Raw genomic sequence first — 21,058 nt, forward strand, 5'->3', positions numbered from 1 at the left:
CCGCCGCACCCGACCGCCGGGGTCGCCGCGGAGCCGTGCCGCCGGGCCCGAAACCGCTCCCCCGCGGGCCCCACGCCCCACCGTCCCGCAGGTCCCCCGCGTCCCCGCGCGGCCGGTACGCCGGGACCCCGCACGGCCGGGGGCGGCCGCGGAATCTCGTGCGGCCCAGAACGGCTGCGGGCTCCGCACAGCCGGGAACGGCCCGAGAACCCGCGCGGCCGGGAACGGCCCCGGACCCCGGGCGGCCGGAGACGGCCCGGGGGTCCTCACCGCTGGAGACGGACCCACCCCGCGTACGCCAGGCGCGCCCCCTCGCCCCGGATGGCCGGGGCCGCGCGCGGCCCCGGGAGCCGTACAACCGCAAGCGCCCTCGGGACCCCCGGACGGGGCCCGTCACGCGACGCACCCCGTTCCCGGAGCCCGCCCCCGGGGACGGGAGCGGGGCCCAGGGATCACCCCCGTAGCGTCTCCTCCAGGCGTCGGGCCACCGAGGTGGCCTCCTCGGCGGGGAGGGGGTCGCCTGTCGGGTCGGTGACGTAGAAGGCGTCCACGGCGTTGGCGCCGAGGGTGGAGACGTGGGCGCTGCGCACGCGCACCTTGGCGTCCTCCAGCGCCCGTCCGATGCGGAACAGCAGCCCCGGCGCGTCCTGGGCGCGGACCTCGATCACAGTGGCGTGCCGGGAGGCCGCCGGTGCGACCGTCACCCGCGGCGGGGGCGCCGTCAGGCCCCGGCGGCGCGGGTAGGCGGCGTCCCGTTCGGCGAGCCGGCCGGGGATGTTCAGGGAGCCGTCCAGGGCCCGCGCCAGGTCGGCGCGGAGCCGGGCGGCCTGCGGCAGCGAGCCGTACTCGGCGGCGACCCGCCATTGCAGCAGCAGGACGTCCCCGTCGCCGGCGCCGCCGGGCACGTCCAGGGTGCGCAGTTCGGCCGTGCGGACGGTGAGCCGGTGCACCGCGAGCAGTCCGGCGGCCGCGGGCAGCACGCCGGGCTGGTCGGGCACGGCGATCAGCAGCTCCGCGCCGAGCGGGCCGGGCCCGGTGGACTCCTCGGAGGACTCGTCAGAGGAATCCTCCGCGGGATGCTCGGTCCGGGCGTGCAGCGCCAGGACCGGGCCGCCGGTGCGCCACGCCTCGACGGCGAGCCGCTCGTGCTCCGCGCTGGGCGCCGCGTCCGGTGCGGACTCGGCGGGCAGGTCGCCTGCCAGCACGGCCGAGACCCGCCGGACCAGGTCGGCGACGAGCGCGTCCCGCCAGGACGACCAGGCGGCCGGGCCGGTGGCCAGCGCGTCCGCCTCGGTCAGGGCGTGCAGCAGCTCCAGGGTGCTCTGGTCGCCGACCGCCTCGGCGACCGCGCGGAGGGTGGCCGGGTCGTCCAGGTCGCGCCGGGTGGCGGTCTCGACGAGCAGCAGGTGATGGCGGACGAGGGCGGCGAGCACGGCGGCGTCGGCGCGGTCGAAGCCGATCCGGGCGGCGACGTCCCGGGCGATCGTCTCGCCCGTCTCGCTGTGGTCGCCGGGCCAGCCCTTGCCGATGTCGTGCAGCAGGGCCGCGACCAGGAGCAGGTCGGGGCGGCCGACGCGGCGGGTGAGCGCGGCGGCGCGGACGGCCGTCTCGATCAGGTGGCGGTCGACGGTCCAGAGGTGGACCGCGTTGCGCTGCGGGCGGCAGCGCACCCGCTCCCAGTCCGGCAGCAGCCGGGTGATCAGGCCCTCGGCCTCCAGCGCCTCCCAGACGTCGACGGTGGGGCGGCCGGAGCCGAGCAGGGTGACGAGCTGTTCGCGGGCCTCGGCGGGCCAGGGGGCGGGCAGCGGGCGCGCGGCGGCGGCCAGGCGGCGCACCGCGTGCGGGGAGAGCGGGAGGCCCGCCTGGGCGGCGGCGGCAGCGGCGCGCAGCGGCAGCACCGGGTCGCGTTCGGGGCGCGCGGTGCGGGCGAGCACCGCCTCGCCGTCCTGCTCCACGACCCCGTCGGCCAGCGGGGTGCGCTCGGCGGTCGGCTTGCCGCCGCCCAGCATGGCGCGCAGCCTCGGCCGCACGGCGCGTGCCTTGAGCACGCGTCCCACCTCGCGCCAGGTGACGTCGCTGGCGTAGGCGATGACGCGGGCCGCCTCGTAGACCTGGCGCAGCAGCGCGTCGGCGTCCAGCAGGTTCAGTTCCGCGGCGACCTGGTCCTGCTCCTGGAGGGCGAGCCGGTCGGTGGCGCGGCCGGTGGTCAGGTGCAGGGCGTCGCGCACGTCGAGCAGCCGGCGGCGGGCGTCGTCGAGTCCCTCGCGCGGGGCGTCGGCCAGCCAGGAGGCGGCGACGGCGCGCAGGGCGGTGGCGTCGCGCAGACCGCCGCGAGCCTCCTTGAGGTCAGGTTCCAGCAGGTAGCGCAGCTCGCCGTGGCGTTCGGCGCGGTCGGCGCACAGTTCGCGCAGTTCCGGCAGGCGCTTGGGCGCCTGGTTGCGCCAGTCGGCGAGCACCGTGGTGCGCAGGGCTGCCGCGGCGCCGCGGTCGCCCGCGAGGCAGCGGGCGTCGAGCAACCCGAGCTGCACCTTGAGGTCGTCGGCCGCCGCGGTGCGGACCTCGGCGGGGGTGCGCACGGAGTGGTCGAGGGCGATGCCGAGGTCCCACACGGGGTACCAGAGCCGGTCGGCGAGCGCGGCGACCGCGCCCGGGTCGCTGCCGTCGTGCACCAGGAGCAGGTCGAGGTCGCTGCGCGGGGACAGCTCGCCGCGCCCGTAGCCGCCCACGGCGAGCAGGCAGACGCCGCGCGGCGGTCCGCCGGCCGTCTGGGCCGTCGCCGCGTCGAACAGGCCGGCCAGCCAGTCGTCGGTGAGCCGGGCGAGGCCGGCGCGGCGCGGCGGCCCGGACCGCGCCTCCTCGGTGAGAAGGCGCAGCCGGGCCGCCGCGTAGCCGCCGGGTCCCGGGTCGTCTGCCTGGTCGCGCTGATCCGTGTCCGTCACCCGGTGACTCCCGTCCTCGTGCGGTTCAGAGCGCGTCCGGGCCGCGCTCGCCGGTCCGCACCCGTACGGCCGTGTCGACCGGGAGGGACCAGACCTTGCCGTCACCGATCTTCCCCGTCCGGGCCGCCTTGACCACGACCTCGATCAACTGCTCGGCGTCGTCGTCCTCGGCCAGCACCTCGATGCGGATCTTCGGCACCAGGTCGACCGTGTACTCGGCGCCCCGGTAGACCTCGGTGTGGCCGCGCTGCCGGCCGTAGCCGCTGGCCTCGGTGACCGTGAGGCCGTGCACGCCGAAGGCCTGGAGGGCCTCCTTGATCTCGTCGAGCCGGTGGGGCTTCACGACGGCGGTGATGAGCTTCATGCGTCCACCTTCTTGGTCGCGGAGGCGGAGACGGAGGCCGTGGCGACGCTGGAGAGTCCCCCGCCGGTCCCGCTGTAGTCGTACGCGGTCTCGGCGTGCGCGCTCTGGTCGAGGCCGGTGACCTCGTCTTCCTCGCTCGCCCGGAAGCCGATGGTCTTCTGGATGACGAGGGCCAGCAGGTAGGTCACCACGAAGGTGTAGCCCATGACGGAGAAGGCGCCGATGGCCTGGGAGCCGAACTGGCTCAGCCCGCCGGCCCCGTTGATCGCGAGGAGGCCGACCAGCAGCGTGCCGATCACACCGCCGACCATGTGGACGCCGACCACGTCGAGGGAGTCGTCGAAGCCGAGCTTGTACTTGAGGCTGACCGCCCAGGAGCAGATCGCGCCCGCGAGCACGCCGATCAGCAGCGCGCCGAACACGTTGACGTTGCCGCCGGAGGGGGTGATCGCGACCAGTCCGGCCACGGCGCCGGAGCAGGCGCCCAGCGTGGTGAACGCGCCGTGCCGGATGCGCTCGTAGGCCAGCCAGCCGAGCATCGCGGCGCCCGTGGCGACCTGGGTGTTCAGCGCCATGTTGGCGGCGGTGCCGTCGGCGGCCAGCTCGGAGCCGGCGTTGAAGCCGAACCAGCCGAACCACAGCAGGGCCGTGCCGATCATGACCAGCGGCAGGTTGTGGGGCCGCATCGGGTCCTTCTTGAAGCCGACCCGCTTGCCGACCACCAGGACGGCCGCCAGCGCGCCGATGCCGGCGTTGATGTGCACCGCGGTGCCGCCCGCGAAGTCGATGACGGCCGGGTCCAGCTTGGCGAGCCAGCCGCCGCCCCACACCCAGTGGGCGACCGGGAAGTACACCACGGTGACCCAGACGGCGACGAAGACCATCCAGGAGCTGAACTTCACCCGGTCGGCGAGCGCGCCGCTCATCAGGGCCGGGGTGATGACCGCGAACAGCATCTGGAACAGCGAGAAGGCGAAGACCGGGATCTTCCGGCCGGCGAAGTTCTGTATCAGGGTGTCGCCATGGACGCCCTTCAGCCCGACGAGGTCGAGGTTGCCTACGAAACCCCCGACGTCGCCGCTGAAGGCGAGCGAGTGTCCGTACAGCACCCACAGCACGCTGACGATGCCCAGGGACACGAAGGACATCATGAGCATGTTGAGGGTGCTCTTGGTGCGGACCATACCGCCGTAGAAGAGGGCGAGGCCCGGCGTCATCACCATGACCAGCGCTGCGCTGATCAGTACGAATCCGGTATCTCCAACATTCAAGGCCTGAGACTCCTTCTGCGGAAAGGTCCTGTGCGGATGCCTGCGACTACGGCGTCGACTAGGTCCAGAGACTGACTCAGGACGGTTTCGCGGAGCACGCGGAAATGTTTCCTGGAGGTGACGAAGGCCACGGGCGCGTTACGCCCAGGTGAAACGCCGGAGTCAGGCGGGTCACGCGCGGTGCGCCCGCCTCCGGCGGTGCGACGCCCGCGGCACGCGGCGCCGGACAGGGCCTCGGCAGGACGCCGGGCCGGCCGCGGCGGCCCTCCGACGACCTGGCACGGGGGAGCCGAGTCGGGCAGTTCGGGAGGACCGGCCGCGGCCGGGGTTCTGGGGAGTCCGGCGCTGCGGCGGGCGGGTCAGACGGCCTCGGCGGTCTCGGGCAGTTCGACGGCGAGCTGCTCGGTCAGGTCGATGACCTCGGCGACGTCGCCGTAGTCGCGGGCGGCGGCGCCGACCGTCTTGCGGATACGGGTGTTCACCCGTTCGGAACGGACCTTCTTGGCCACGCGCATGGCGTCCACGGCATACCGCGTGCTCACCTCGGGCTCGCGCTGGAGCAGGTGGACGGTGGCCTTGCCGATGAGGTTCAGCGCATACGAGCGCTGGTGCTCGCAGTCGTGGGCGAAGAGCTGGACCGCCTTCTCCATCAGCGGCTCGGCGAGCGAGGCGTAGGTGGGGCTGCGGCCGGCGACGTAGGCGAGGTCGCGGTAGGAGTGCGAGTTCTCCGCGTACAGCTCGGCCTCGGAGAAGAAGCGGATCCAGTCGGGTTCGGGCCCGCCCCAGTCGTCGACGTCGGCGAAGGTGTCCTCGGCCATCCGCACGGCGCGCTTGCACCTGCCGGGCTGGCCCATGTTGGCGTACGCGCGGGCCTCCATCGCATACAGCATGGACTGGGTGCGCGGGCCCGCGCACTCCCGGCTGCCGTACTGGGCGAGGTGGATCAGCTCCAGAGCGTCGTCGGGACGGCCGAGGTGGATCATCTGACGGCTCATGCTGGACAGGATGTAGGAGCCGAGGGACTTGTCGCCCGCTTCCTTGGCCGCGTGCAGGGCGAGCACGAAGTACTTCTGCGCGGTGGGCTGGAGGCCCACGTCGTAGCTCATCCAGCCCGCCAGTTCGGCGAGTTCGGCGGCGACCTTGAACAGGCGCCCGGTGGTGGCCTGGGGCTGCGGCTCCTGGAGCAGGTCCGTCACCTCGTGGAGCTGCCCGACGACTGCCTTGCGGCGCAGGCCGCCGCCGCACTGGGCGTCCCACTGCCGGAACATCCGGGTGGTGGTCTCCAGCAGTTCCAGCTCGGGCCGGGACAGGCGGCCGGGGCGGCGGGCGGCGGCCGACTCGGGCTCGCCGGAGGCGGCCTGGGCGGTGGGCACCAGCCAGCGCTGCAACGGCTCGATGAGGGACGGGCCCGCGGACAGCGCCAGCGAGGTCCCGAGGAAGCCGCGCCGCGCCAGCATCAGGTCGCTGCGCGAGAACTCGCTGAGCAGGGCGACCGTCTGCGGGCCCGTCCAGGGCAGGTCCACGCCGGTCGCGGCGGGCGTCGGGCGGGCGGCGCGCAGCCCCAGGTCCTCGACGGAGACCACGCAGCCGAAGCGCTCGGAGAACAGCTCGGACATGATCCTGGGGATCGGCTCGCGCGGGTTCTCCCCGTCCAGCCAGCGGCGCACCCGCGAGGTGTCGGTGGAGATGTGGTTCGCGCCCAGACGCCGGGCCCGGCGGTTGACCTGGCGGGCCAGCTCGCCCTTGGACCAGCCGCTGCGCACGAACCACGAGGTGAGCAGCTCGTTGGGGCGCTTGTCCGCATACGCAGCGTTCGCACCGCTGCCGCCGTTGCCGCTCACTGAACGCCCCCATTCCTGAGACTGCTCGCCGCCGAGTGGGCTGGAGCACTCTTCAGAATGCCCGTCGACACCGGCCCGCGTCCCGCGATCGTCACTCGTCGAACGGAAGACCGACTTGCCTCCGGCATGTCCATTTCGGCATGTGCCCCTGGGACTCGCGCACTCACCGTAGTGCCGCGATCACCCGTCCGGCCATGCGGTTCGCAGAAACGCCACCATTCGCCACCCCTTCGAATGAATCCCCCGTGGCCTTCGCGCGATTCACTTGACACCGAACCACGCCCGGTCGACGGAATGGCGCACAACGGGGCACGCGTCGCCGGGCGCACCACCCGCAACGCCGTCGAGCGCCACCCGGCCGCGACGGCGCCGGGACACGTGATGCATACACAGAGGCGATCCGCATCCCTCACGTAACCGGCGAGGCGGCGGACCCGTTGGAGGGGGCATGGGCTTCACGATCGGCGGCATTCGCGAGATCCGCTCCGGCGCGCGGCGGCGCGGCCGGCCCGACCGCTCGTCGGAGTGCACGGCGGTGGCCGAGTACACCGGACTGTGGGGCTGGGACGTGGTGCGGGGCGCGCGGGCCGCCGGCGGCGCCTGCTCCTGCGGCCGGGACGACTGCCCCGATCCCGGCGCCCATCCGCTGGATTTCGCGCCCGGGATCCCCGCCGGGTCCACGCTGGACGAGGCGACCCGGGCCTGGGCCGAGCTGCCCGGGGCCGCGGTGATGCTGGCCGTCGGGCGCGTCTTCGACGCGATCGAGGTCGCCGAGCCGGCCGCGCGGCGGGCCCTGGCCCGGATGGAGCGCATGGGCCTCCCGCTCGGCCCGGTGACCGCCTCCCCGGACGGCCGCGCCCACTTCTTCGTCGCCCCCGGGGCGGCCGCCGAGCTGCCCCGCCTGCTGTACCGCTTGGGCTGGGACGACCCCGCCTCGCTGGACCTGACCGGTCTCGGCCCGGGGACCTATCTGACGGCGCCGCCCTCCGACCGCGGCGGCCGGGGGCCGGCCCGCTGGCTGCGCCCGCCCGCCCTGGACACGGCCGGCAACCCGCCGCAGGCCCGCCTCCTCCTCGGTGCCCTGGCGTACGTGGCCCACCGGTCTCCGGCCCAGTAGCGCCCCTCCCCCACTGCTGCGCAGGGCCCGCGGCGCTGTGGCCGCTCGTGGCCGTAGCTTCTCGTGGCCGTGGCCGCACGTGGCCGTGGCCGCTCGTAGGGGGCGGCTTCTCATGGCGGCGCTGGCTTCTCATGGCGGCGGCGCCCGCCCCACTGGTGGGGGCGGGCGCCGCGGCGCCGTCGGGAAGGGGCGAGAAGGGCGGGGTCAGTCTCCGAGGAGGGCGTCGACGAACGCCTCCGGGTCGAACGGGGCGAGGTCGTCGGGCCCCTCGCCGAGACCGATCAGCTTGACCGGGACGCCCAGTTCGCGCTGGACCGCGATGACGATGCCGCCCTTGGCGGTGCCGTCCAGCTTGGTGAGCACGATGCCGCTGATGTCGACCACCTCGGCGAAGACCCGCGCCTGGACCAGGCCGTTCTGGCCGGTGGTGGCGTCGAGCACGAGCAGCACCTCGTCCAGCGGGGCGTGCTTCTCCACCACGCGCTTGACCTTGCCCAGCTCGTCCATGAGACCGGTCTTGGTGTGCAGGCGCCCGGCGGTGTCGATGAGCACCACGTCGGCGCCCATCTCCTTGCCCTCCTTCACCGCGTCGAACGCGACGGAGGCGGGGTCGCCTGCCTCCGGCCCGCGCACGGTGTACGCGCCGACCCGCTCGCCCCAGGTCTGGAGCTGGTCGGCGGCGGCGGCGCGGAAGGTGTCGGCGGCGCCGAGCACCACGCTGCGGCCGTCGGCCACCAGCACGCGCGCCAGCTTGCCTGTGGTGGTGGTCTTGCCGGTGCCGTTGACGCCGACGACCATCACGATGCCCGGCTTGCTCGTCGCGGGCTCGGTCTTCACCGTGCGGTCCATGGCGGGGTCGACCAGCGTGAGCAGCTCCTCGCGGAGCAGGGCGCGCAGCTCCTCGGGGGTGCGGGTGCCGAGCACCCGGACGCGCTCGCGCAGGCGCTCGACCAGCTCCTGGGTGGGCTGCACGCCGACGTCGGCGGTGAGCAGCGTGTCCTCGATCTCCTCCCAGGTGTCCTCGTCCAGGTGCTCTCGGGACAGCAGCGTGAGCAGGCCCTTGCCCAGGGCGTTCTGCGACCGGGAGAGACGGGAGCGCAGCCGGATCAGGCGGCCGGCGGTGGGCGCCGGGACCTCGATCTCCGGCGCCAATAGCTCCTCGACCGCGGGCGGCTCCTCCACGGCGACGGGAGACGAGCCGTCCGGAAGGTCCACTTCCTCGATCGTCCGCCGCGGCTCGTCGCGCGGCGTCTCGGCCTCCTCGCCGACGGACGGCTCGGCCGGAGGGGCGGTGATGTCGGGCGGGCTGGGCGGCGGCGGGGGCAGCGGCTTCCTCCGCCGGCTGCCGACGACGAGCCCGCCGAGCGCGCCGAGCACCACCACGGCGATGACTACAGCAAGGATGATGGTTTCCATAACGCGTCCAGTATCAAGCATGGCTCCCGGCCCGAGGCCGTTTGCGGCGTCCCGCGCGCGAGGGAAAGACCGCGGAAGGCCGTGAACCGGATCGGAGGACGGCGGTCCGGCCCGCGCCTGCGCCTTCGCGATACGACTGCTCGCGATACGGGTCGTCGGTCCGGCCCGCGCCTGCGCCTGCGCGCGGAGAGTGCCCGAGGCCGCCGTCGGTCGCGACGGCGCCCTCGAACCCCCGCGCGGGTCCAAGGCGCGGTGGGCGCGGGCCCCTCCGCTGAGCCTGCTGGAACGCGTGCGGCCCCGGCTTCTACGGGGAAGCCGGGGCCGTACGCGTTCCGGGTGCCGAGGGGCGGTCAGCGGGGGATGGTGGCCCGCTCCTCGAGTTTTCGGGGCTGGGGAGCGTATCCCCAGCCCATCTCCTCAGCCCATCTCCTCCAGCGCCTTGCCCTTCGTCTCCTTGACGAACTTCAGGACGAACGGGATGGAGAGCGCGGCGAAGACCGCGTAGATCACGTAGGTGCCGGAGAGGTTCCAGTCGGCCAGCGACGGGAAGCTCGCGGTGATCGCCCAGTTGGCGATCCACTGGGCGGCGGCGGCCACGCCCAGGGCGGCGGCGCGGATCCGATTGGGGAACATCTCGCCGAGGAAGACCCAGACCACCACGCCCCACGACAGGGCGAAGAAGAGCACGAAGACGTGGGCGGCGATCAGGGCGACCAGGCCGGGCGCAGTGGGCAGCTTGCCGTCGACGAGGTGGTGCGAGAACGCCCACGCCTCCAGGCCGAGGCCGAGCGCCATGCCGACCGAGCCGATGAGGGCGAGCGGCTTGCGGCCGACGCGGTCCACGAAGATCATCGCGATCACGGTGCCGACGATGTTGATGATCGACGTCGTGAAGGAGTAGAAGAACGAGTCCGCGGGGTCGACGCCGACCGACTGCCACAGCGTCGAGGAGTAGTAGAACGCGACGTTGATGCCGACGAACTGCTGGAAGACCGACAGGCCGATGCCGATCCAGACGATCGGCTTGAAGAAGAAGCCGCCGCCGAGCAGGTCCTTGAAGCTGGACCTGTGCTCGCGCGTCATGGCGTGCTCGATCTCGGCCACGCGGGCGTCGAGGTCGGTTCCCTTGCCCTCGACTTCGGCGAGGATCTCCCGGGCGCGCTCACGGCGGCCGACGGAGAGCAGGAAGCGCGGGGACTCGGGGATGGCGAAGGAGAGCAGGCCGTACAGGGCGGCCGGGACGACCATCACGCCGAGCATGACCTGCCACGCCTCCAGGCCCATCAGGCGCCCGCGCTGGTCGCCGCCCGCCGCGTTCAGCAGCCCCCAGTTGACGAGCTGCGAGACGGCGATGCCGACGACGATCGCGGCCTGCTGGAAGGAGCCGAGCCGGCCGCGGTAGGCGGGCGGGGCGACCTCGGCGATGTAGGCCGGGCCGATGACCGAGGCCATGCCGATGGCGAAGCCGCCGACGATGCGCCACAAAGCGAGGTCCCACAGGGCGAACGGCAGGGCGGAGCCGACGGCGCTGACGGTGAACAGGGCGGCGGCGATCTGCATGCAGCGGATGCGGCCGATGCGGTCCGCTATGCGGCCGGCGGTCGCGGCGCCGATGGCGCAGCCGATCAGGGCGATGGCGATGACCTGGGCCAGCGCGGCGGAGCCGATGTCGTAACGGCTCCGGATGGCCTCGACGGCGCCGTTGATCACGGAGCTGTCGTAGCCGAAGAGGAAGCCGCCCATGGCCGCCGCCGCGGCGATGAAGACGACATGCCCGAGATGATCGGGGTGAGCCGTGCCGGCTCCTGGCCTGGGCGCCTGCGCTGTGCTGGTCACGTGTACTCCTCGGGCACACCGGCAACGCTGCCGGGGTGGGGGTCAGCCCTCTCAGATCGTGAGATCTGAAGGTGAAAGCAACGTGGCAGAGACTATGACTTCAAGTTTCGAAGTCCATAGTTCATCTGATGTGACTTTTTTCCCGATCGACATGTCGGCTTGCGTTCAAGTTATGAAGTCAAGCAGCAGACACGGGGTGCCTACCTCGAAGTCCCACGCGCACACGGCGACATGGGCCGCCGCGGTCGTCGCGCCCGCGGGTCGGCTAGCGCAGCCGCTGGCTGATGACCTTCGACACACCGTCGCCCTGCATGGAGACCCCGTACAGCGCGTCGGCCACCTCCATGGTGCGCTTCTGGTGGGTGATCACGATGAGCTGGGACGCCTCCTGAAGCTCCTGCATGATCCGGATCAGCCGCTGGAGGTTGGTGTCGTCCAAGGCGGCCTCGACCTCGTCCATCACGTAGAACGGGCTCGGCCTCGCCTTGAAGATGGACACCAGCAGCGCGACCGCGGTCAGCGAGCGCTCGCCGCCGGACAGCAGGGACAGCCGCTTGACCTTCTTGCCCGGCGGGCGGGCCTCCACGTCCACGCCCGTGGTGAGCATGCTGTCCGGGTCGGTCAGCACCAGCCGGCCCTCGCCGCCCGGGAAGAGCCGCCCGAAGACCCCCTCGAACTCGCGGGCGGTGTCCCGATAGGCGTCGGTGAACACCTGCTCCACGCGCTCGTCGACCTCCTTGACCACCTGAAGCAGGTCGGCCCGGGTCTTCTTCAGGTCCTCCAGTTGCTCGCCGAGGAACGCGTGCCGCTCCTCCAGCGCCGCGAATTCCTCCAGGGCCAGCGGGTTCACCTTGCCGAGCTGCTGGTAGGCGCGCTCGGCGGCCTTCAGCCGCTTCTCCTGCTCGGCCCGGACGAAGGGCCGGGGCCGGTTGCGGGGGTGCCCGGGGTCGTCCGGGAGCTGCTCGCCCTCGGCCGGGAGCGAGGGCGGCACCGGCTGGTGCGGCCCGTACTCCTCTGCCAGCACGGCCGGCTCGACGCCCAGCTCCTCCAGCGCCCTCGTCTCCAGTTGCTCGATGCGCAGCCGCTTCTCCGCGCCGAGCACCTCGCCCCGGTGCACGGAGTCGGTCAGCTTGTCCAGCTCCGCCTTCAGGTCGCGGCCCTGGGTGCGGGCGCCGGTCAGCTCCTGCTCGCCGCGCGCCTTGGCCGCCTCGGCGGCGGCCCGCTCCCGCTCCGCGCGGGCCACCGAGACCTCGATGTGCGCCAGCAGTTGCCGCGCGCCCGAGGCCACGGCCCCGGCGACGGCCGCCTCGTGCCGCAGCCTCGCCCGCCGCTGCTCCGCCCGCGCGCGTGCCTCGCGTTCGGCGCGGGCGGCCCGGTCCAGGGAGTCCGCCCGGCCCGCGAGCCCCTTGACCCGCTCCTCGTGCGTACGGACCTGGAGGCGGGCCTCCATCTCGGTCTGCCGGGCGTTGGCCCCGTCGGCGGAGAGCCGGTCGCGCACCGAGGTGTCGGGCTCCTCCTCGACCGGCGCCTCCTCGGCGACGGCCAGCCGCTCGGCGAGTTCCTCGACCTCCTGGAGCGCCTGGTCCAGGGCGTCCTGGGCGCGGGCCGCCGCCGCGGCGGAGCGCTCGGCCTCCCCGGCGGCGCCGCGCGCCTGCCCGGCGAGGGCGCCGAGCTGCTGCGCGACGGCCGACTTCTCCCGGTCGGCGGTCCGGCGCCGCTCCCCCAGCTCCTCGACGAGCGCGGCGCACCGCGCGCGCCGCTCGGCGGCCCGCCGCTGGTCCTCGGCCAGCTCCTCGCAGCGCACGGCGAGCTGCCGGAGTTCGGCGGCGGCCTCGTCGACGGACGCCTGCACCTCCAGCAGGCTGGGCGCCCCGGCGGAACCCCCGTGGGCCAGGTGCGCCGCGAGCAGGTCGCCCTCGGCGGTGACGGCGGTGAGGCGGGGGTGGGCGCGGATCAGGTCCTCGGCGTCCTCCAGGGTGGCGACCACGACGACGCCGCGCAGCAGCCTGCGCACGGACGGCATCAACTTGGCGGGGCCTTGGACCAGGTCGACGGCGAAGAGCAGGGCGTCGGCGCGCGGCGGCGGGGACGCGGTGGCCTCGGGGGCGTGGGTGACGTGGGTGACGTGGGTGGCTTCGGGGGCGTGAGGGATCTCAGCGGCTTCGGGGGCCTCGGCCGCCTCGGGGGCTTGGGGAGTGTGAGGGGCCTGGGGGGCTTCGCGAGTTTGGGGGGCTTCGGGGGCGTGAGGGGCCTCGGGGGCCTGGAGGGTGTGAGGGACCTGGGGGACCTGGGGGACCTGGGGGACCTGGCGAGTTTGGTCGGCTTCGGCGGCTTCGGCGGCTTCGGCGGCTTCGGCGGCTTCGGCGGCTTCGGCGGCTTCGGCGGCTTCGGCGGCTTCGCGAGTTTGGGGGGCTTCGGAAGCGTGAGGGGTCTCGGGGGCCTGGGAGGCGTAAGGGGCCTCGGCGGCTTCGGGGGTCTGGGGGGCTTCCGGCGCCTGGGGGTCTTCGGGTGCGCCGCTGAGCAGCAGCGCGGCCCGGCCCGCGTCCTGTTTGCGCAGCAGGCGCAGGGCCTCGGCGGCCTCGGCGGGGCCGGCGAAGGCCAGCGCGTCCGCCGCGGCGCCGAAGGCGGCGGCCAGCGGGACCTCGTGGCCGGGGGCGAGGGTCAGCAGTCCGGCGGCCGGACCGAGCAGGCCGCCGAGCCGGTCCCCGGCGTCGAGAAGGGCCCCGGTGCCGTCCTTGCGGCGCAGGCCCAGCGCCAGGGCGTCGTGCCGGGCCAGGGTCGCCGCCCGCCGCCGCTCGGCCGCGGTGACCGCCTCGCGGGCGGCGGCGAGGGCGGTCTCCGCCGCGGCCAGTTCCGCCTTCGCGCTCCCATGCCGCTCGGCCAGTTCGCTGTCGTCGGCGTCCAGACCGTCGACCTCGGCGCGCAGGGCCTCGTACTCCTCCTGCGCCTGGACGGCCCGGTCCTGGGCCTCGTCCCGGGCGGCGGTCAGCCGGTCGATCTCGGCCTGCGCGGAGGCGGCGCGCGAGCGGGCGGCGTTCACCTGGCCGCTCAGCCGGGCCAGGCCCTCGCGGCGGTCGGCGAGGGCGCGGGCGGCGTCCTTCAGCCGGCGTTCCTCGGCGGCGAGCAGGCGCTCCAGCTCGGCGCGGTGGGCCGCGGTGTCCTCCAGCGCCCGTTCGGCCGCCTCCAGCGCCGCCTCCAGCTCGGCTTCCTGCTCGCGGACGCGCGCCGCCTCACGCTCCAGATCCTCGGGGTCGCGTCCGCGCCGCTCCTCGGGGGGCGCGGAGGTCGCGCTCCTGACCCGGGCGTCCGCGAGCGAGGCCGTGCCGCGGACCCGTTCGGCGAGCTGGGACAGCTCGTACCAGGTCTGCTGGGCGCGCTGGAGGCGCGGGGCGAGCCGGCGCACCTCGTCCTCCAGCAGCGCCTCGCGCCGCAGTGCCCGGCGCAGCTCCTGCTCGGCGGCCTCCCGGCGCTCCTTCAGGGCGGTCTCGTCCGCGATCTCCGCTTGCAGCGCCCCGCGCAGGCGCACCAGGTCGTCGGCGAGCAGGCGCAGCCGGGCGTCGCGCAGATCGGCTTGGATGACGGCCGCCCTGCGGGCTGCCGCCGCCTGCCGGCCCAGCGGTTTGAGCTGGCGGCGCAGTTCGTCGGTGAGGTCCTGGACGCGGGCCAGGTTGGCCTGCATCGCGTCCAGTTTGCGCAGCGCCTTCTCCTTGCGCTTGCGGTGCTTGAGGACGCCCGCGGCCTCCTCGATGAAGGCGCGGCGGCCCATGGGATCGGCGTGCAGCACGGAGTCGAGCTGGCCCTGCCCGACGATGACGTGCATCTCGCGGCCGATGCCGGAGTCGGACAGCAGCTCCTGGATGTCGAGCAGCCGGCAGGTGTCGCCGTTGAGCCGGTACTCGCTGCCGCCGTTGCGGAACATGATCCGCGTAATGGTGACCTCGGCGTACTCGATGGGCAGCGCGCCGTCGGAGTTGTCGATGGTGAGGGACACCTCGGCGCGGCCGAGCGGGGGGCGGCCGGTGGTGCCGGCGAAGATGACGTCCTCCATCTTGCCGCCGCGCAGCGACTTGGCGCCCTGTTCTCCCATGACCCAGCTCAGCGCGTCCACGACGTTGGACTTGCCCGAGCCGTTCGGGCCGACGACGCAGGTGATCCCCGGTTCGAAGCGGAGCGTGGTCGCGGAGGCGAACGACTTGAAGCCGCGGAGGGTCAGGGCCTTGAGATGCACGCCGCCGGACTCTACCCGCCGCCCCTACCCCATTCCACGAACCCTCGCAACCGCGCGGTTTCACTGGTGAACGCGCAGGGCACACCAGACGTTGAAGACGTGAAAGGACCGGCGGGGGCGGCGGAGGCCGGGAGGGGGCCTTCGCGAAGGACGCGCGGAGTCGCCGGCGTGGGGGCCTTGGCGAGGCCCTTCACCGAAGGAGGGGCGGGGGCAGGCGGGGCCACGAGGCGCGAGCCGGGGGCGGGGCGGGGAGGCACACCACGGGCACGCGAGAAGCGCAGGAGGCGGGGGCGGCAAGAAAGAAGGGACGCCGAAGCGTCCCTTGCAACTCTGAGAGCCGAGCGGTGGACTTGTGCGGCCCGACCACTGTGTCGTGAGGTGAGGCGGTGATCAGGTCAGCGCAGGCTCCGCCTGGTGTGCGTCGACGCGCTCCATGATCGGGTCGTGAGAAGCGGCAGCCGCCAGCACGTCGTTCTCCGCCTGGATCCGTACGAGCTCGGATTCCAGGTCCTGGACGCGCTGCTGGAGCCGTCGCATCTCGGCGAGGAGTCGAGGGTCGGAGCCACCGACGTAACCGAGAAGCGCCTTTGCCATGATGGATGGTCCTCCACACTGAGTGACCGATCGAATCGGTGTGGGTCGTGAGGGATTCGCACCCGCGGTGCTTGGCACTGTGGAGTTTTGCTGCCGTTCATCCATGCCAAACAGCTAAGGTGCGCGGGCTTTCAGCGTCTCACCAAAAAGTTTGACGGTCAACACGATCACACCCCGTATCGGCGGGGGGCCCGGGAGTACGACGCCGGCGGGGGTGGCGCGGCGGCTCCTGCGGGCCCCTGGGGGCGTGGCGAGCATCCTGCCTCGCGCGGCTCCCGAAGACAAGCGCTGAGAAGCGCTTCTCGCCGATCACCTGCTTCTTTTCCGTCCGGGCGGTCCGCTCGCGGCGGGTCGGGCGGCCTGCGCGCCGACGCGGGCGGCGCCGCGCTCAGCGGATGGCGAAGTCGTCGTAGCCGCCGCGCGGTGTGTCCCAGATCTCGGTGACGCCGTCTACCCGACCGGGCGTGTCGCTGCCCTGGAGCCAGTCGAGGAGCCCTTGACACGCTTCGCGCGGGCCCTCGGCCACCACCTGCACCCGTCCGTCGCCCAGATTCACGGCGAAGCCGCGCAGGCCGCCGATCTCCAGCGCCCGCGCCCGGGTGAACCAGCGGAAACCCACTCCCTGGACCTGTCCGCGCACCCACGCGACCAGTCGAACATCCTCGCTCATGACTGCAACCTAACCGGGCAATGTCACTCTGGGCACTTCCGCCACCCGTGCCATGCGGTACCGTCCCGCTCCAAAGAACTTCACAAGAAACTCACTCGATTGAGTGAGTTCGGTTGACCGGCGCGGCTCAGAGCTCGCAGCGGCCGCCGGGACGAGGAAGGCCAGGACATGGGACGCCACCGACGCCCGGACGCCGGACGCGCCGCCACGGACCGCACCACGGGGGCCGCCGACCGGCCCGGCTCGTACGCACCGGGCCCGAACGGCGGGGTCGCGCTCGCGGACGACCGCATGGGCATCGCGCCCTACCTCAACCAGGGCCGGTACGAGGACGCCTACGCGACGGCGCGTGAGGACTCCTACGGGACCGTGCGTCAGGCCCCCTTCGGGGACTCCATGCAGTTCAGGGACTCCATACCCTTCGGGGACTCCATGGATTACGGGGACTCGATGCAGTTCGGGGACTTCCCTGACCTCGGAGTCCTGGGGGACCTCGGGAACTTCGGGGATCTCGGGGACTTCCGCGACGTCCCGGGTTTCGTCGGCGAGGACTTCTCCGCGGCCGACGACGCCCACGCCCGCACCGCCGACACCGCGCTCCTCACGCCCGGGGGCTTCCCGTCGGGGGACTACCGCTCTGGAGACTTCCCGTCCGGGAGCTTCCCGTCTCGGGACTTCACCTCCGGGAGCTTCCCCTCCGGAGACTTCCCGACCGGGAGCTTCCCGTCCGACGGCTTCCGGCCCTCCGGCGACGCGCGGCGCGGGACCGGTCACCGCCGCCGGAAGAAGGCGGCCGCGCCGGTCCGCACGGGACTGCTCGGCGTCTCGGCCGCCGTCGCCCTGGGCACGGTCGCCGTCGCCACCGGGGCCGTCCCCGGCCTCCAGAACTACCGGCTGGGCGGCGACGACAGCACCGCCGACCAGGTGCAGGCCGCCGGCACGCCCACCAACAGCGCCTCCGAGCAGGGCGGCGCCTCCGGTGACGCGCTTCCTGGCGCCCGGCCGGGCGGCTCGGGCGCCGACCGCGGCGCCGGCCGGTCCGCCGTGCCGACGCAGTCCGCCTCCTCCGCGCCCTCCGCCCCCTCGGCGGCGCCCTCCGCCTCCGCGTCGTCCGCGCCCGCGGCGCCGTCCGCGAAGCCGACGACCGCGCCCGGCCGGACCGCTGGCTCCCAGGCCCCGCAGGCCGCCCCGAGCCCGGACGCGCCGGCTCGCACCGCGGCGCCGACCGCGCCGAGCACCCGTCCGCCCGCGGCGGCCTCCGCCGAGGCCGCCGCCGAGGCGGAGGTGCTGCGGCTGGTGAACCAGGAGCGGGCGCAGGCGGGATGCCACCCCCTCACCGCGAACGGCCCGCTGACCTCGCTGGCCGAGGGCTTCAGCACGGCCATGGCCGAGCAGGGCTTCTTCGACCACACCGACCCCAGCGGGGCCACCCCCTGGGACCGGGCGGCGAAGCGGGGCATCACCGGCCTGGGCGGCGAGAACATAGCCCGCGGCCAGGCCGACGCGGCGGCGGTGATGACGGCCTGGATGAACAGCCCCGGCCACCGGGCCAACATACTGAACTGCGACTTCAAGACCCTGGGCGTGGGCGTGCACTTCGGCGCGGGCGGACCGTGGTGGACGCAGGACTTCGGCTACTGACGTCGCAGTTCAGAGCACTGAGGGCCGTTCTGGGGCGGTCGGACGGGCGCCGCGTTTCGCAGTTCGTTCACGGTCCAGACGGTGACGGGGCGAGAGCGGTCTAGGTACTCTCAGGGAAGACAGTCGGAGAGCCGTCGCCGAAGGAGGAGAGCTGTGTCGAAGCGTGGGAAGCGCTCATCAGCAGCCCTGGTGGGGGCAGCGTCTCTGCTCGATCTCGCGGGGACGGCCACATATCGGGCGCTGCGGCGTCGAGCGTCGGGAACATCTGGCAAGGAGTCCGATTGGCAGAGGGTGGGCGCGGACCTGCGTCGAGCCGTGGCGAAGGCGAGCCAGACGGCGAAGGCGAGCCAGACGAGGGCGGCGGGCACCACGCCTCGGTAGAGGCATCCGTCTCAGGCGGTGAGCTGGTCCCGTCCGAAGCGGAGGCAGTAGAGGGCACACTGCTTGAGCCGAAGACGTTGCAGCAGGTCAGGCGGGTAGTCCGGTCCGAGGTTCGACGCCACAGCGGCCCGATACCGGACCCGGCCACGCTGGCGGGGTACGAAGCGATCCAGGCCGGCTTCGCCGAACGCATCATGGCCATGGCGGAGCGGGAGCAGGATCACCGTCACGGCGTGGACGATCTCGAGATCTCGCATGCGTACAAGCTCGCCAGTCGCGGCCAGGTCCTCGCCTTGGCGGCGCTCGCGATCATGGCCTCTTTGGCGATCACGCTGGCGGTCATGGGCGAGCCTGCTTGGGCCGCCGTCGTCGGCGGTGTCGACGTAGCGGCCGTGGTGGGCGTCTTCCTCACCGGGCGGCAAGGCGGCGCCGAGGAGCCGGGGAACGGAGAGACGTCAGCCGAGCGCGGCGCCCTCCCGGCAGCAGAACAAGACGGCGACGCCGGGGACGACGCCTCCAGCTAGGTCCGAGCGAGAACGCGACGGGGCACACGAGCACTAACCGCTGGTTAGCGCAATCTGTCGGTTTGCGCTGTGGTGGCGTATTCTTCGGTCATGAGCATCACGCAGGAGGGCGCCGCGGAGCGGGAGCTGCCCTATGACGTGTTCGCCAAGGCGTGCCCCTCGCGCGGCACGCTGGAGCACATCACCGGGCGCTGGGGCGTGCTGACCGTCGGCGCGCTATACCACGGCTCGCTCCGGTTCAACGAGTTGCGCCGCCGGGTGGACGGCGTGAGCGAGAAGATGCTGTCCCAGACCCTCCATGCCCTGGAGCGGGACGGCCTGGTGCACCGCGAGGCCCAGCCCGTGAACCCGCCCCGGGTCGACTACGAGCTGACCGGCTTGGGCCGCGAGGTCGCCGGACGGCTGCTGGCCCTGATCCACTGCGTGGAGGGCCGGATGGACGAGGTGCTGGCCGCCCGGGAGCGCTACGACAGCGCCCGCGGCGCCCGCTGACACACGGGGCAGTAGTAGCTGGAGCGGTTCATCCATGGGCGGCGGCGTATCGGCGTGGCGCAGCGTCGGCAGGGCAGGCCCTCGCGGCCGTAGGCCTCCAGGGTGCGGTCGAAGTAGCCGGACTCGCCGTTGACGTTGACGTAGAGGCTGTCGAAGCTGGTGCCTCCGGCGGCGAGCGCCGCGTTCATCACGTCCCGGATGTGGGTGAGGAGTTCGGCCGTGCGCGGGCGGGTGAAGCCGGCCGTGGGGCGCTCGTAGTGGACGCGCGCCCGCCACAGCGCCTCGTCGGCGTAGATGTTGCCGACGCCGCTGATCAGCGACTGGTCGAGCAGGGCGCGTTTGATCGTGGTGCGCTTGCGCCGCAGCGCCTGGTGGAAGCCCTCGTCGTCGAAGAGCGGGTCGAGGGGGTCGCGGGCGATGTGGGCGATGACGTCGGGCAGTCCGTCCGGCCCCGTCTCGTGCAGCGACAGGCCGCCGAAGGTGCGCTGGTCGACGAAGCGGAGTTCGGTGTGCAGCTCGTCGGCGAAGCGGACCCGGATGCGCAGGTGCTTCTCGGCGGCCGACTCCTGCGGCTGGACGAGGAGTTGGCCGCTCATGCCGAGGTGGGCGAGGATCGCCTGCGGGGTGTCGTCGAGGGGCAGCCACAGGTACTTGCCGCGGCGGCTCGGCGTGCCGATCCGGTGGCCCTTCAGCCGGTGCGCGAAGTCGTCGGCGCCCGCGAGATGGCGGCGCACGGCGCGCGGGTGCAGCACCTCGACGTCGGCGACGGTCCGGTGGGCGACCCACCGCTGAAGGCCGCGCCGGACGACCTCGACCTCGGGCAACTCGGGCATCGGGCCCCCCTGTGGACCGCTGGATGAGCCGAGCGCCCGCCCCGGCGTCGTGGACGGGAGGCGGGCGCTTCGGCGATGTTCGGAACAGAGCTTCAGGCGGTGGCGGGCGACGGGTCGCCGTCCCTGACGGCCTCCCCGGCCGGCTCGGCCGTCTTGGCGCGCTCGTCCGCGGCGGCCCGGATGGCCCGCCAGGCGGACTCGGCGGCCTGCTGCTCCGCCTCCTTCTTGCTGCGGCCGGTGCCGGTGCCGTACGAGACGCCTCCGACGCGGGCAGCAGCGGTGAAGGTCTTCTCGTGGTCGGGGCCGGTCTCCGTGACCGCGTACTCGGGGACGCCGAGTCCTTCGGTCGCGGTCAGCTCCTGGAGCGACGTCTTCCAGTCCAGGCCGGCGCCGAGGTTGGAGGACTTCTCGATCAGCGGGTCGAACAGGCGGTGCACCAGTTCGGAGGCCGCGTCGAGGCCCTGGTCGAGATAGACCGCGCCGATCACCGCTTCGAGGGTGTCGGCGAGGATGGACGCCTTGTCCCGGCCGCCCGTGCCCTCTTCACCGCGGCCGAGCCGGATGAAGGAGCCGAGGTCGAGCCCGCGGCCCACCTCCGCCAGCGCACGCGAGTTGACCACCGCGGCCCGCAGCTTGGCCAGTTGGCCTTCGGGCAGGTCGGGGTGGACCCGGTACAGCGTGTCCGTGACGACGAGGCCGAGGACGGAGTCACCGAGGAACTCCAGCCGCTCGTTCGTCGGCAGGCCGCCGTTCTCGTACGCGTAGGAACGGTGGGTCAGCGCACGCACCAGAAGGGCGGACTCGAGCCGGTAGCCGAGCCGCCCTTCCAGAAGCGTGTGGGACGAGGCTGTGTTGTCCGCCTTGGCGGCGTTGTCTGCCTTCCTGGCAGTGGACACGGTGCCTCTCACCAG

The 21,058-nt window shown here is 73.4% G+C and carries 16 protein-coding genes; 4 read left to right on the top strand and 12 right to left on the bottom strand.

Annotated features, from left to right (window positions below; genetic code table 11):
- Positions 1-452 precede the first annotated feature (452 nt).
- The 4 genes from ABZ861_RS17210 to ABZ861_RS17225 all read right to left on the bottom strand — a co-directional run bounded on the left by ABZ861_RS17210 (position 453) and on the right by ABZ861_RS17225 (position 6,415).
- Positions 453-2,939, bottom strand: a complete 2,487-nt coding sequence (locus ABZ861_RS17210) for a [protein-PII] uridylyltransferase (protein ID WP_361630624.1) — start codon at positions 2,937-2,939, stop codon at positions 453-455.
- A 25-nt stretch (positions 2,940-2,964) separates the two neighbouring features.
- Positions 2,965-3,303 carry a P-II family nitrogen regulator gene (locus ABZ861_RS17215; RefSeq protein ID WP_086730248.1) on the bottom strand — a complete coding sequence of 113 codons (339 nt, stop codon included), beginning with the start codon at positions 3,301-3,303 and terminating at the stop codon, positions 2,965-2,967.
- Positions 3,300-4,574 (bottom strand): ammonium transporter, encoded by a 1,275-nt coding sequence (locus tag ABZ861_RS17220; RefSeq protein WP_361630627.1) that lies wholly within the window; start codon positions 4,572-4,574, stop codon positions 3,300-3,302. The genes ABZ861_RS17215 and ABZ861_RS17220 overlap by 4 nt, the downstream gene beginning before the upstream one ends.
- Positions 4,575-4,933: 359 nt before the next feature.
- The gene (locus ABZ861_RS17225; RefSeq protein WP_361630630.1) at positions 4,934-6,415 is read right to left on the bottom strand and encodes a hypothetical protein; all 1,482 of its coding nucleotides are present in this window, start codon (positions 6,413-6,415) and stop codon (positions 4,934-4,936) included.
- A 448-nt stretch (positions 6,416-6,863) separates the two neighbouring features.
- Here ABZ861_RS17225 and ABZ861_RS17230 point away from each other — a divergent pair, with 448 nt between their 5' ends.
- Positions 6,864-7,532: a bifunctional DNA primase/polymerase gene (locus ABZ861_RS17230; RefSeq protein WP_361630633.1), complete on the top strand. Its 669-nt coding sequence runs from the start codon at positions 6,864-6,866 to the stop codon at positions 7,530-7,532.
- Between the two features lie 204 nt (positions 7,533-7,736).
- On the opposite strand, the gene ftsY is transcribed toward ABZ861_RS17230, so the two are convergent.
- The 5 genes from ftsY to ABZ861_RS17255 form a co-directional block, all read right to left on the bottom strand.
- Positions 7,737-8,948: a signal recognition particle-docking protein FtsY gene (ftsY, locus tag ABZ861_RS17235; protein ID WP_361630636.1), complete on the bottom strand. Its 1,212-nt coding sequence runs from the start codon at positions 8,946-8,948 to the stop codon at positions 7,737-7,739.
- 417 nt (positions 8,949-9,365) lie between these two features.
- Complete coding sequence (locus ABZ861_RS17240; protein ID WP_361630639.1) at positions 9,366-10,784, bottom strand: sugar porter family MFS transporter; 1,419 nt, start codon at positions 10,782-10,784, stop codon at positions 9,366-9,368.
- A gap of 265 nt (positions 10,785-11,049) precedes the next feature.
- Positions 11,050-15,012, bottom strand: a complete 3,963-nt coding sequence (locus ABZ861_RS17245; protein WP_361630642.1) for an AAA family ATPase — start codon at positions 15,010-15,012, stop codon at positions 11,050-11,052.
- Positions 15,013-15,402: 390 nt separating this feature from the next.
- Positions 15,403-15,606, bottom strand: coding sequence for a hypothetical protein (locus tag ABZ861_RS17250; RefSeq protein ID WP_361630645.1), 204 nt, complete (start codon positions 15,604-15,606; stop codon positions 15,403-15,405).
- 388 nt (positions 15,607-15,994) lie between these two features.
- The gene (locus ABZ861_RS17255; protein WP_361630648.1) at positions 15,995-16,276 is read right to left on the bottom strand and encodes an acylphosphatase; all 282 of its coding nucleotides are present in this window, start codon (positions 16,274-16,276) and stop codon (positions 15,995-15,997) included.
- A 168-nt stretch (positions 16,277-16,444) separates the two neighbouring features.
- Between ABZ861_RS17255 and ABZ861_RS17260 the strand changes: the two genes are divergently transcribed.
- The gene (locus ABZ861_RS17260; protein WP_361630651.1) at positions 16,445-17,917 is read left to right on the top strand and encodes a CAP domain-containing protein; all 1,473 of its coding nucleotides are present in this window, start codon (positions 16,445-16,447) and stop codon (positions 17,915-17,917) included.
- A 392-nt stretch (positions 17,918-18,309) separates the two neighbouring features.
- Here ABZ861_RS17260 and ABZ861_RS17265 read toward each other — a convergent pair whose 3' ends face one another.
- Positions 18,310-18,528, bottom strand: coding sequence for a hypothetical protein (locus ABZ861_RS17265; protein WP_361631053.1), 219 nt, complete (start codon positions 18,526-18,528; stop codon positions 18,310-18,312).
- On the opposite strand from ABZ861_RS17265, the gene ABZ861_RS17270 reads away from it, so the two are divergent.
- A complete protein-coding gene (locus ABZ861_RS17270; RefSeq protein ID WP_361631038.1) occupies positions 18,466-18,822 on the top strand; it encodes a DUF2335 domain-containing protein in 357 nt (118 codons plus the stop codon). The genes ABZ861_RS17265 and ABZ861_RS17270 overlap by 63 nt on opposite strands.
- Positions 18,823-18,912: 90 nt before the next feature.
- Positions 18,913-19,314 (top strand): helix-turn-helix domain-containing protein, encoded by a 402-nt coding sequence (locus ABZ861_RS17275; protein WP_361630654.1) that lies wholly within the window; start codon positions 18,913-18,915, stop codon positions 19,312-19,314.
- Here ABZ861_RS17275 and mutM read toward each other — a convergent pair.
- Together mutM and rnc are read right to left on the bottom strand one after the other, a co-directional pair.
- Positions 19,287-20,147, bottom strand: a complete 861-nt coding sequence (mutM, locus tag ABZ861_RS17280; RefSeq protein WP_361630657.1) for a bifunctional DNA-formamidopyrimidine glycosylase/DNA-(apurinic or apyrimidinic site) lyase — start codon at positions 20,145-20,147, stop codon at positions 19,287-19,289. The genes ABZ861_RS17275 and mutM overlap by 28 nt on opposite strands.
- Positions 20,148-20,239: 92 nt before the next feature.
- Positions 20,240-21,055, bottom strand: coding sequence for a ribonuclease III (rnc, locus tag ABZ861_RS17285; RefSeq protein ID WP_361630660.1), 816 nt, complete (start codon positions 21,053-21,055; stop codon positions 20,240-20,242).
- Positions 21,056-21,058 lie beyond the last annotated feature (3 nt).

The organism is Streptomyces sp. NPDC046985, assembly GCF_040644415.1.
Classification (GTDB): Bacteria; Actinomycetota; Actinomycetes; order Streptomycetales; family Streptomycetaceae; genus Streptomyces.

Excerpts from the sequence above, each read along its gene's own strand:
- ABZ861_RS17250 (WP_361630645.1), bottom strand. The coding sequence starts at position 15,606 with ATGGCAAAGGCGCTTCTCGGTTACGTCGGTGGCTCCGACCCTCGACTC.
- mutM (WP_361630657.1), bottom strand. The coding sequence starts at position 20,147 with ATGCCCGAGTTGCCCGAGGTCGAGGTCGTCCGGCGCGGCCTTCAGCGG.
- ABZ861_RS17230 (WP_361630633.1), top strand. The coding sequence starts at position 6,864 with ATGGGCTTCACGATCGGCGGCATTCGCGAGATCCGCTCCGGCGCGCGG.
- ABZ861_RS17215 (WP_086730248.1), bottom strand. The coding sequence starts at position 3,303 with ATGAAGCTCATCACCGCCGTCGTGAAGCCCCACCGGCTCGACGAGATC.
- ABZ861_RS17275 (WP_361630654.1), top strand. The coding sequence starts at position 18,913 with ATGAGCATCACGCAGGAGGGCGCCGCGGAGCGGGAGCTGCCCTATGAC.
- ABZ861_RS17260 (WP_361630651.1), top strand. The coding sequence starts at position 16,445 with ATGGGACGCCACCGACGCCCGGACGCCGGACGCGCCGCCACGGACCGC.
- ftsY (WP_361630636.1), bottom strand. The coding sequence starts at position 8,948 with ATGGAAACCATCATCCTTGCTGTAGTCATCGCCGTGGTGGTGCTCGGC.
- ABZ861_RS17255 (WP_361630648.1), bottom strand. The coding sequence starts at position 16,276 with ATGAGCGAGGATGTTCGACTGGTCGCGTGGGTGCGCGGACAGGTCCAG.